This window comes from Rahnella selenatireducens, assembly GCF_046449555.1.
Lineage (GTDB): Bacteria > Pseudomonadota > Gammaproteobacteria > Enterobacterales > Enterobacteriaceae > Rahnella > Rahnella selenatireducens.
The window spans coordinates 163,413-174,471 of sequence record NZ_JBKEZJ010000013.1 but is presented as its reverse complement, the minus strand read 5'-3'; the positions used below and the strand labels follow the sequence as shown (position 1 = coordinate 174,471).

Here is an 11,059-nt window from a genome sequence, read left to right as displayed (position 1 = left end):
CTGACGTTAAGGCGGTTTTTTGTTTATGGCGATACGGAAAATTCCGTTTTACGAAGACTTCTTTACCACGCGCTGGCGTCGTTAAGCGTACGGATATCGGCATCATCGAGTTTCAGCGTAGCGGCCTGCGCCAGTTCATTGAGCTGTTGCAACGAGGTCGCGCTGACAATTGGGGACGTGATGCTTGGACGGGCGATTTGCCACGCCAGCGCAACCTGCCCCGGTTGTGCACCGTGTTTTTCCGCCACCTGATCCAGCCCCTGCAACACTTTCAGGCCGCGTTCGTTCAGGCACCGTGCAACCACGTTTTCGCCACGTTTACTTTTGCTGGCGTCGGCTTTGGTACGGTATTTCCCGGTCAGGAACCCGGCAGCCAGCCCGTAGAAGTTGATCACACCCAGACCGTTGTCCGTCACGACTTTTTCCAGCGCTTCTTCATACACTTTGCGATCATAAAGGTTGTACTGAGGTTGCAGCGTTTCATAACGCGCCAGCCCGTTTTCCTTGCTGACTTTCAGCGCTTCGGCGAGACGCGGCGCGCTGTAGTTGGATGCGCCGATAGCGCGCACTTTGCCTTCTTTGATCAGCGCATCAAACGCGGCCAGACTTTCTGCCAGCGGCGTATCCGCATCATCGTCATGTGACTGATACAAATCGATATAGTCGGTTTGCAGGCGTTTTAAAGAGGCTTCCCCTGCTTCTTTGATATAGCGCGGCGACAGGCCGACTTTTCCTTCACCCATCGGTTTACCGACTTTAGTTGCCAGAATGATTTGGTCGCGCTTGCCGGTTTTTTTCAGCCAGTTGCCGATAATGATTTCCGACTCCCCACCATGATTGCCTTCGACCCAGCTCGAGTACACATCAGCAGTGTCAATAAAGTTGAGCTTATGATCCAAAAGGGCATCGAGCAGATTAAAGGATGCTGCCTGATCGACAGTCCAGCCAAACACATTGCCGCCGAAAGTCAGCAACGGCACCTGAATGCCTGAACGGCCCAGTTCTCTTTTACTCATCATTCTCTCCCTTTGAGAAGGTCAGATTAAACATGCTTTGCGTGCGAACGATTCGTGATCAAAGGTCAACCTTAGCATTTTGATATAAAATGTCAGGCCGAAACTCTATTCTTTATTGTCAGAAGAATTGTCAAAAAATGGGAAAGACTCTCCTTATTTCCTCCATTTTCTGCTGAAGCATTCTGGCTACACTGTAAGCCTGTCTGAAGGTGGTACTCCCCCTGAAATGCCGCGACAATGATTGTGCTGATGCGAACCCATGAAATCTGAAAACACTTACACCTTACCGCCTTCCGCCCCGCTGCCGCCCTCGGTACGCTGGCAATTGTGGATTGTCGCCTTTGGCTTTTTTATGCAGGCGCTCGACACCACGATTGTGAATACCGCGTTGCCGTCGATGGCCCGCAGCCTGGGTGAAAACCCGCTGCATATGCATTCGGTGGTGGTCGCCTATGTGCTGACCGTCGCCGTGATGTTGCCTGCCAGCGGCTGGCTGGCGGATAAAGTCGGAGTGAAATGGGTCTTCTTTTCCGCCATCATTTTGTTCACCGTCGGTTCCTTGCTCTGCGCGCAGTCCGAAAGCCTGCGCGAACTGGTGCTGTCGCGTATCGTTCAGGGGATTGGCGGCGCGATGATGGTGCCCGTCGGGCGGCTGACGGTGTTGAAAATCGTTCCGCGCAGTGAATACATGGCGGCGATGACCATGGTCACGTTGCCCGGCCAGGTCGGCCCGCTGCTCGGCCCGGCGCTGGGCGGTTTTCTGGTGCAGTACGCCAGCTGGCACTGGATTTTCCTGATCAATCTGCCGGTTGGTCTGGCCGGTTGTATTGCCACGCTGATGATTATGCCGAATTACAAAATGCAGACGCGGCGCTTTGATATCAGCGGCTTTGTCATGCTGGCGGTTTGTATGGCGACGCTCACGCTGGCATTAGAAGGCAGCCGCAGCATGGGCCTCAGCGCCCTGGAATTGGTGCTGCTGGTGGTCGTCGGTTTAGGCGCGTTAGGCGTTTACTGGATGCACGCCCGTGGCAATCTTTCCGCACTGTTTTCCCTGCGCCTTTTCCACACGCCGACGTTTAAAATTGGCCTTATCGGCAGCCTCTTAGGCCGCATCGGCAGCGGAATGTTGCCGTTTATGACGCCAGTGTTTTTACAGCTGGGGATGGGCTTTACGCCGTTTCATGCCGGGCTGATGATGATCCCGATGGTGCTTGGCAGCATGGGAATGAAGCGCGTGGTCGTGCGGCTGGTGAATCAGCTCGGCTATCGCGCCGCGCTGGTGACCGCCACTTTACTGCTCGCGCTGATTACGCTTATCTTCCCGCTGGTGGCGATTTACGGTGCCGTGTGGATGATTCCGATCGTGCTGTTCTTCCAGGGTATGGTGAACTCCCTTCGCTTCTCCTCCATGAATACGCTGACGCTGAAAGATTTACCACCGCGTCTGGCCAGCAGCGGCAACAGCCTGTTGTCGATGATTATGCAGTTATCGATGAGTCTCGGGGTCAGCGTCGCCGGTTTGCTGATTGGCCTCTTCGCGCATCAGCAGGCCATAACGCCTGACAGTAGCACCCTGCACACCGCTTTCCTGTATTGCTACATGTCGATGGCGCTGGTGATCGCCCTGCCCGCCTGGGTCTTTTCGAAAGTGCCGCCGGACATACAGAAAAATGCCGTTATCGATCGCCGCCGTGCCGCGGCCGGATCCCCCGACCCGATGAGAAAATCATGAAACCAGGTATTACCGCCAAACTGTTTATGGCCATCTTCTGCACCTGCGCACTGGTGTTAATCACCATGAACTGGGGTGTACGGATGAGCTTCGAACGGGGCTTTATCGATTATATCCGCCAGAGTAATGAATCACGCGTTGAGCTGCTGGCCGACACCTTGCAGGAGCAGTACAAACTGCACGGTAACTGGGATTTTCTGGAAAAAAATGACCGCCTGATTTATCAGCTGATGCGCTCATTTGACCAGAACAGCAGCCAGAAAATGCCACCGCAGGGATGGCGGACAAAGTTCTGGATCCTCGACAGTCATGACCGCCGCATCGGCGGTTACGAACAGCCGGTTCCTGCTGATCTTCAGGGGCCGCGCCGCGTAATGACCGTTGACGGAGTGATAATAGGCTCGGTGATTTCCACGCCTGCCGAGCGCCTGACCCGCGATGCAGACATCAATTTCGAACACCAGCAAAGCCGCACCAGCTGGATTATTACGGCGTTCACCGCCCTGCTGGCCGCCGCCGTCACCTGGGTGCTATCGCGGGGAATGCTCGCGCCGGTTAAGCGTCTGGTCAACGGCACGCATCAGCTCGCCGCCGGGGATTTCAGCACGCGCGTTGAAGTCGACAGCGAAGACGAACTGGGCAAACTGGCGCAGGACTTTAACCAACTGGCGATAACGCTGGAAAAAAACGAGCAGATGCGCCGCGCCTTTATGGCTGATATTTCCCACGAACTGCGCACCCCTCTGGCGGTGTTGCGCGGCGAGCTGGAAGCGATGCAGGACGGTGTGCGCAAAATGACGATGGGTTCGCTGGAATCCCTGCAATCTGAAGTCTCGATCCTCACAAAACTGGTAGATGACTTGCACCAGCTTTCGCTGTCTGATGCCGGTGCGCTGGCGTACCGCAAAGTCGAAACGGACGTGGTGCATCTGATTCAGCTGGCGGAAGCCGGTTCCCGCGACCGATTCCACAGTAAACAGCTGACCCTGACCAGCCGTCTGCCTGAAAACGCTGACGTCTTTGGCGACCCGCAGCGTCTGTCGCAGCTTTTCAATAATTTGCTGGAAAACAGCCTGCGCTATACTGACCCCAACGGCGGCCTGGAAATCCTCGGGGAAATCCGCGATAAATCGCTGCATCTGAATTTCCAGGACAGCGCACCGGGCATCAGTGATGAACAGCTGGTACGAATTTTCGAACGATTTTATCGCACCGAGGGCTCGCGTAATCGCGCCAGCGGTGGTTCTGGTTTAGGTCTGGCAATTTGCCAGAATATTGTCGAAGCGCACGGTGGGCAGATAAGTGCCAGCCACTCTCCGGCGGGTGGCGTTCGCATAACGATTGTCCTGCCGCTTTCTATTCCACATGGCCCGAGAAATTGAATGAACGACTCTGTATTGTCCGGCCCTTCGCCGTTAAAAATTCTGATCGTGGAAGATGAACCGAAACTTGCCCAGCTGCTGATCGACTATCTCGAAGCGGCGGGTTACGTGACACAATGGCTGCCCGATGGACACGACGTGATCGCGCAGGTGAAGAGTAATCCTCCGGCGCTGATCCTGCTGGATTTGATGCTGCCGGGAAGCAGCGGTTTATCCATCTGCCGCGATATCCGTCAGTTTTCCGATGTGCCGATCATGATGGTCACGGCAAAAACTGAAGAAATCGACCGCCTGCTCGGGCTGGAAATTGGTGCCGATGATTACATCTGCAAACCTTACAGCCCGCGTGAAGTGGTTGCACGCGTGAAAGTGATCCTGCGCCGCTGCGTGCGCCCTGACGAACATGTGGCAAAAGAGATTGGCCTGCATATTGATGAAGCCCGTTTTCAGGCGACGTTCCAGGGGCATGAGCTTGAGCTGACACCGGCGGAATTTCGTCTGCTGAAAACACTGTCGGTCAAGCCCGGCTATGTTTTCACCCGCGAAATCCTGCTCAATAATCTGTACGACGATTACCGCGTGGTAACGGACCGCACCATCGACAGCCACATCAAAAACCTGCGGCGGAAACTTGAATCGCTGGACGGCGAGAAGGCGTTTATCCGCGCCGTCTACGGCGTGGGTTATCGCTGGGAAGCCGAACCCTGCCATCTGGCGTAATGCACAGGGTTACACACCTGAAAGGCCGGCAGCGCAGATTTGTAAAGTTACTGAAAGTCTGTCGGTCAGTTCACATTTAATGTCTTAAATACTCCCTTTCCCCGCGAAAAAGTTTCCCTTAACTACACTTATCTCTGGAAAAACCCCCTCTACTGGAGATTACCTTTATGGCTAACGGTCACTATGATCTGAAAAAAGCGAAGAATGGACAGTTTCACTTTAACCTGAAGGCCGGGAACGGAGAGATTATTCTCACCAGCGAGATGTATGCCAGCAAAGCGTCGGCAGACAATGGCATTTCGTCGGTACAGACTAACGCGCCGCATGAGGCGCAATACGAGGTGAAACCGTCGAAAGACGGGCAATTTTATTTTGTGCTGAAGGCGAAAAACCATCAGGTTATTGGCGTGAGTGAGATGTACACCACGGAAAGTGCCGCGAAAAAAGGCATCCTGTCGGTCGTGAAAAACGGGCCAACGGCCGATATCCGCGATCACACCCAGCAAACGGCCTGATTCCTCCTTTTCTGAGGTTGCGGCATTCATCGCCGCAACCTCCCGATTCAAAAATTGATCTGACCCCGTAAAAGCTGAAATACCCACACTAACCGGCTGCTTTTGATCAACTCAGACGTTACAATTCTGACCTTTCGTCGCCCCGAATCCGGGACGGCCCTGACCTGTGATCAGACTGAGATTGACTATGTTTACCCCCAATTCTTTTGTTCCGGAACTGCTTTCCCCTGCCGGCTCCCTGAAAAATATGCGTTATGCGTTCGCTTATGGTGCGGATGCCGTTTACGCCGGTCAGCCGCGCTACAGCCTGCGTGTGCGCAACAACGAATTTAACCACCAGAATCTGGAAATCGGCATTAACGAAGCCCATGCTCTCGGTAAAAAATTCTATGTTGTCGTGAATATCGCACCACACAACGCCAAACTGAAAACCTTCATCCGCGATTTGCAGCCCGTCATCGACATGGGTCCGGACGCACTGATCATGTCCGATCCGGGCCTGATCATGATGGTTCGCGAAGCTTTCCCACAGATGGATATCCATCTGTCGGTGCAGGCAAACGCGGTGAACTGGGCAACGGTGAAGTTCTGGAAACAAATGGGGCTGACGCGCGTGATATTATCCCGCGAGTTGTCGCTGGAAGAGATTGCCGAAATCCGCACGCAGGTGCCAGACATGGAAATCGAGATTTTCGTCCACGGCGCGCTGTGTATGGCGTATTCCGGCCGCTGCCTGCTCTCCGGTTACATCAACAAACGCGACCCGAATCAGGGAACCTGCACCAACGCCTGCCGCTGGGAATATAAAGTGCAGGAAGGCAAAGAAGACGCCATCGGCAATATCGTGCATCAGTACGAGCCGATCCCGGTTCAGCAGGTCGACGCGCCGGAACCGACGCTCGGCATCGGTCAGCCGACGGATAAAGTGTTTATGCTCGAAGAAGCCCTGCGCCCCGGCGAATACATGAGTGCGTTCGAAGACGAACACGGCACCTACATCATGAATTCCAAGGACCTGCGCGCTATTCAGCATGTTGAAGCACTGACCAAAATGGGTGTGCATTCCCTGAAAATTGAAGGCCGCACCAAGTCATTCTATTACTGCGCGCGTACCGCACAGGTTTACCGCCGCGCCATCGACGACGCCGTTGCCGGAAAACCTTTCGACCCGACGCTGCTTTCCACCCTCGAAGGGCTGGCGCATCGCGGCTATACCGAGGGTTTCCTGCGCCGCCATACCCATGACGCGCAGCAAAACTATGAATACGGTTTTTCCGTCAGCGACCGTCAGCAATTTGTCGGCGAATTCACCGGCAACCGGGTTGACGGCTGGGCTGAAATCGATGTGAAAAATAAATTCAGCGTTGGCGACAGCGTGGAAATGATGACGCCACAAGGCAATATTCAGTTCAAGCTTGAAGCGCTGCGCAACAAGAAAGGCCAGTCGACGGAAGTCGCGCCGGGTAACGGGCATATTGTGTATGTCGCCCTGCCGGAGGATATCAGCCTGGAATTCGCCATTTTGCTGCGCAATCTGGAAGAAACAGATACACGCAATCCGCACGTGAAATAAGGCTTTTAGTGAAAATAAGAATCCGGTCACAACTCTTTTAATTTAAGTTGGCTAATATGCATTCGCAATTTACTTCGAATGCAAAATAATGCACCGGACTACACTAGGAACCACCTCCTTGGCCAGCTCAATCTCCCTTGAGCTGGCTTTTCTTTTTGTATTCAGTCTCTTTCTTTTTTCCTGTTATTGAGAAGAATAACGTTTTACTTTCCCTTCAATTTAATTAACTCCCGCACGATAAATACGCCATTTTTTGAATTAATTTAACCGCAATTATTTAACAGACGATTAAATTATTAAGTGATTAATCCGATAGCCAAATACGGTCGTTATCATCTATTGTTAAAGTCTATGAATGATAAGGAGATGATATGAAGGACACGGGCGCTGCACTGCTGATCTTAAACGGAAAAGGGGCAGGAAATGAAGAACTGCGGGAAGCCGTCGGTGCGCTGCGTGAAGAAGGCGTGAAACTCAGCGTGCGTGTCACCTGGGAGCACGGAGACGCCGCGCGCTATGTAGCAGAAGCCGTAGAGCTGGGCTGCGAGACGGTGATTGCCGGTGGCGGCGATGGCACGATCAACGAAGTGGCGGGTGCGCTGGCCAAGCTTGGCGCAGAGGCTCCCGCACTCGGTATTATCCCGCTGGGCACGGCCAATGATTTTGCCACCAGCTGTAATATTCCGCTCTCACCGGAACAGGCGCTTCAGCTGGCGGTGAAAGGCCGCGTCGTGGACATCGATTTGGCTAAAGTAAACGATCAGCACTTCTTCATTAACATGGCGACCGGCGGATTTGGCACGCGGATCACCACCGAAACGCCGGAAAAACTGAAAGCCGCACTCGGCGGCGTTTCCTATTTTATCCACGGCCTTTTACGCATTGATACGCTGAAAGCAGACAGCTGCGAAATCAAAGGGCCAGATTTCAGCTGGCAGGGCGACGCGCTGGTTATCGGTATCGGCAATGGCCGTCAGGCCGGTGGCGGGCAGCAAATTTGCCCGGACGCGCTGATTAACGACGGGCTGTTGCAGCTGCGTTTGCTGACCTCCGAAGAGCTGTTGCCCTCTTTCCTGCGCAGCCTGATCAACAACGAAGAGAATAAGAACATCATTTCCGCCAGTCTGCCGTGGCTGGAAATCAACGCGCCGCACGACATGACGTTCAATCTCGACGGCGAGCCGCTGACCGGAAAACAGTTCCGCATCGAAGTTCTCCCCAACGCAATTCAGTGCCGTCTGCCCCCAAACTGTGAGTTACTCGGCTAATTCCCCGAACGTCCCCTACCCGTCCTGCTCATTCTCTGTACTGTGATCTGCCTTACAGTACAGAGGAAATTTGCGTTTATTTTTGTGATCCTTTCCGATAAATCCTGATTCACATACTTGTATGGTAGATGACGGTTGCCTAGTTTTATTCTGCTGATGCCGACGGAGTTTTTATTCCTGAACGTTTGCGGCAACCAATAAGTTTGTTTTTCACGACTCTGACTTATCCGATATCGCCAAAATAATACGGAACACAGGGGTATTATGATTAATCATCATAAAGAAAGACCGATATCACTAAAAAATATGCTGGCCTATGGCGGAGGAGATTTCTTCGGCGGCGGTTGTTTTGCGGTATTAGGTTTATGGATTATGTTTTTCTATACCACCTACGCAGGATTAAGCCCGGCGGAGGCCGGTGCCGTTATTGCTTCTGCCCGGTTACTGGATGCCTTTTTCGATCCGCTGATGGGATATGTAACCGATAATTTTTACCGTAACCCTCTGGGTAAAAAGTATGGCCGTCGCGGGTTCTTCTTCTTATTTGGCGCTCCGCTGATTATGGTGACCTACATTATTATGTGGGTCAGCGGCATGGGATTCTGGTATTACCTGCTGACGTATATTTTATTTTACGCAGCTTACACGCTGGCGATTGTGCCTTATGAAACGCTGGCGGCTGAAATGACCTCCAGTTTTAAAATGCGCACTAAACTCACCGGTGTCAGAATGTTCTTTTCAACCGGCGCTGCAATATTAGCCGCCTGGCTTCCGGGACGAATTATTGCATATCTCGGAGAAGATTCGTCTTCATCATTCCTGATTATGGGCGTGATATTTGGCGTGCTGTTCGCCGTGGTGATCCTGCTGCTCTATTTCTACACCTGGGAACGCCCCATCCCCGTTGACGTAGCTACGCCGAAATTGTCTTTCCGCCGTGACATGAAACACCTGTTTAAATCCCTGGTTTCGACCATGAAAGTGCGGACTTTTCGCCAGCACGTCGGGATGTATCTGGGTGGTTATGTCGCACTCGATGTCCTCGGTGCCGTTCTCGCTTACTACATTATTTTTGTCCTCGGGCAAAATGCCGTAACGGCGTCGAATGCGATGACACTCATGACGCTCATTCAATTTGTGTGCGTAGCCTTATTTATTTTCCTGTGTATGAAATTAGGTAACGGCTCAGCGTACCGGATTGCACAACTCTTCATGCTGGCGAGCGTCGGGTTATTTTTATCTATTCATCTGCTGCAACTGCCTTTTAATATGGCGCTGATTTATCTCTCCGTTATTTTAATGGGCGTCGGACGTTCCGGGACCAGTTATGTCTGCTGGAATATCTACAGTTTTATTCCGGATGTCGATGAAATGCTGACAGGGAAACGCCGAGAAGGTATTTTCGCCGGCGTGATGACTTTTGTGCGTAAGGCCGTTCAGGCCGTGGCGTTATTTACCGTAGGCCTGTTATTGCAACATTATGGATTTACGCCGAAAAGCACAACGCAACCCGCGGAAGCGGTCTACGGAATTACGCTGGTATTTGGTACAGGTTCGGTGGTCTTCCTGCTAATTGGCCTTTACAGCTCCATGAAGTTTCGCCTTACCCGCCATAACCATTCGCTGCTGGTCAATGAAATTGAACGCCTGAAAGCCGGTGGCAGTAAATATGATGTGACGCCAGAAACCCGTTTAATCGCCGAACAACTGACCGGCTGGCCTTACGAAAAATGTTGGGGTGATAATAATATTCTAAGCCAGACAGAAGACTATTCCCCGCTGACCTCACCTGAACTTTCCACCGGAGCCGACAATGCAAAGAATTGAATTCAGCCTGATGCAACAAACCATCCAGCGCGCCTTGCTCAAAGCGGGGCTGGATGAAGAAAGCGCGAGAACGTGTGCACGGATCCACACCGAATCTAGCTGCGACGGCATCCCTTCGCACGGCCTGAACCGGGTGGCACGCTTTGTCGATTACGTTCAGAAAGGCTGGATCAATATTCGCGCCAAACCCGTGCAGGAAAAATCGCTCGGCGCCATCGCCATCTATAACGGCAACCGGGGTATCGGCATCACCAATGCGCTGTTTGCCGTCGAAAAAGCCGCCGAAATGGCAAGAGAATACGGCGTCGGGATTGTGGCGATGAAAAACAGCAGCCACTGGATGCGCGGCGGAAGTTATGGCTGGCACGCCGCCACACGCGGGTTGGCCGCCATTTGCTGGACGAACACAGAATCGTGCATGCCCGCCTGGGGCGGAAAAAATACCCGCATCGGCAATAACCCGTTTGTGATGGCGGTGCCGAGAACCAAAGGCCCGATCGTGCTGGATATGGCGATGTCGCAATATTCCTACGGAAAATTGCAGGTCACGCGGCTCAAAAATGAAAAACTGCCCTATCCCGGCGGTTATGACGTTCAGGGAAATCTCACTGACGATCCCGGCCCGATTGAGGCTTCCATGCGCATTTTGCCCGCCGGTTACTGGAAAGGTTCCGGCCTGGCGATTGTGCTGGACGCAATGGCCGCACTGCTCTCCGCCGGTTCGCCGACCAATGAAATCGATAAAATTGGCGAAGGCAGTTGCACCGGCGCCAGCCAGATTTTCATGGTCTTCGACCCGGCGCAGCTGGGCGGCACGCAATTCACCGAACACATGGCCGACAGCGTGGTGGATTACGTGAATCAGTCAGAGCCGGCCGAAAACAACCGTGATGTGCGCTATCCCGGCCAGACGGCGGCATTAAACCGCGAACAAAACCGCCGCCTTGGCATTCCCGTCGACAATGCCGTCTGGGATGAAGTCATGAGGCTGGCGGAATAAGATTTCCCTGCTCTCCTGCCCTG

General features: G+C 53.2%; 9 protein-coding genes. 8 read left to right on the top strand and 1 reads right to left on the bottom strand.

The window, feature by feature from the left end; translation table 11 throughout:
- Nucleotides 1-62 precede the first annotated feature (62 nt).
- The gene (locus ACLBVC_RS19880; protein ID WP_410151066.1) at nucleotides 63-1,016 is read right to left on the bottom strand and encodes an aldo/keto reductase; all 954 of its coding nucleotides are present in this window, start codon (nucleotides 1,014-1,016) and stop codon (nucleotides 63-65) included.
- Between the two features lie 259 nt (nucleotides 1,017-1,275).
- Here ACLBVC_RS19880 and mdtD point away from each other — a divergent pair, with 259 nt between their 5' ends.
- From mdtD to yiaK, 8 genes are all read left to right on the top strand, one after another.
- Entirely contained in the window at nucleotides 1,276-2,751 is a 1,476-nt protein-coding gene (gene mdtD, locus ACLBVC_RS19875) for a multidrug transporter subunit MdtD (protein WP_410151059.1), read from the top strand.
- Nucleotides 2,748-4,133 carry an envelope stress sensor histidine kinase BaeS gene (gene baeS, locus ACLBVC_RS19870; RefSeq protein ID WP_410151058.1) on the top strand — a complete coding sequence of 462 codons (1,386 nt, stop codon included), beginning with the start codon at nucleotides 2,748-2,750 and terminating at the stop codon, nucleotides 4,131-4,133. The genes mdtD and baeS overlap by 4 nt, the downstream gene beginning before the upstream one ends.
- Nucleotides 4,134-4,853 (top strand): envelope stress response regulator BaeR, encoded by a 720-nt coding sequence (gene baeR / locus ACLBVC_RS19865; protein WP_410151057.1) that lies wholly within the window; start codon nucleotides 4,134-4,136, stop codon nucleotides 4,851-4,853.
- Between the two features lie 167 nt (nucleotides 4,854-5,020).
- Nucleotides 5,021-5,368 carry a YegP family protein gene (locus ACLBVC_RS19860; RefSeq protein WP_410151056.1) on the top strand — a complete coding sequence of 116 codons (348 nt, stop codon included), beginning with the start codon at nucleotides 5,021-5,023 and terminating at the stop codon, nucleotides 5,366-5,368.
- 187 nt (nucleotides 5,369-5,555) lie between these two features.
- Entirely contained in the window at nucleotides 5,556-6,941 is a 1,386-nt protein-coding gene (gene trhP / locus ACLBVC_RS19855; protein WP_410151055.1) for a prephenate-dependent tRNA uridine(34) hydroxylase TrhP, read from the top strand.
- Nucleotides 6,942-7,312: 371 nt separating this feature from the next.
- Entirely contained in the window at nucleotides 7,313-8,209 is an 897-nt protein-coding gene (gene yegS, locus ACLBVC_RS19850; protein ID WP_410151054.1) for a lipid kinase YegS, read from the top strand.
- 264 nt (nucleotides 8,210-8,473) lie between these two features.
- Complete coding sequence (locus ACLBVC_RS19845) at nucleotides 8,474-10,036, top strand: MFS transporter (RefSeq protein ID WP_195816191.1); 1,563 nt, start codon at nucleotides 8,474-8,476, stop codon at nucleotides 10,034-10,036.
- Nucleotides 10,023-11,036 (top strand): 3-dehydro-L-gulonate 2-dehydrogenase, encoded by a 1,014-nt coding sequence (gene yiaK / locus ACLBVC_RS19840; RefSeq protein WP_410151053.1) that lies wholly within the window; start codon nucleotides 10,023-10,025, stop codon nucleotides 11,034-11,036. Before ACLBVC_RS19845 ends, yiaK begins: the two co-directional genes overlap by 14 nt.
- Nucleotides 11,037-11,059: the final 23 nt, after the last annotated feature.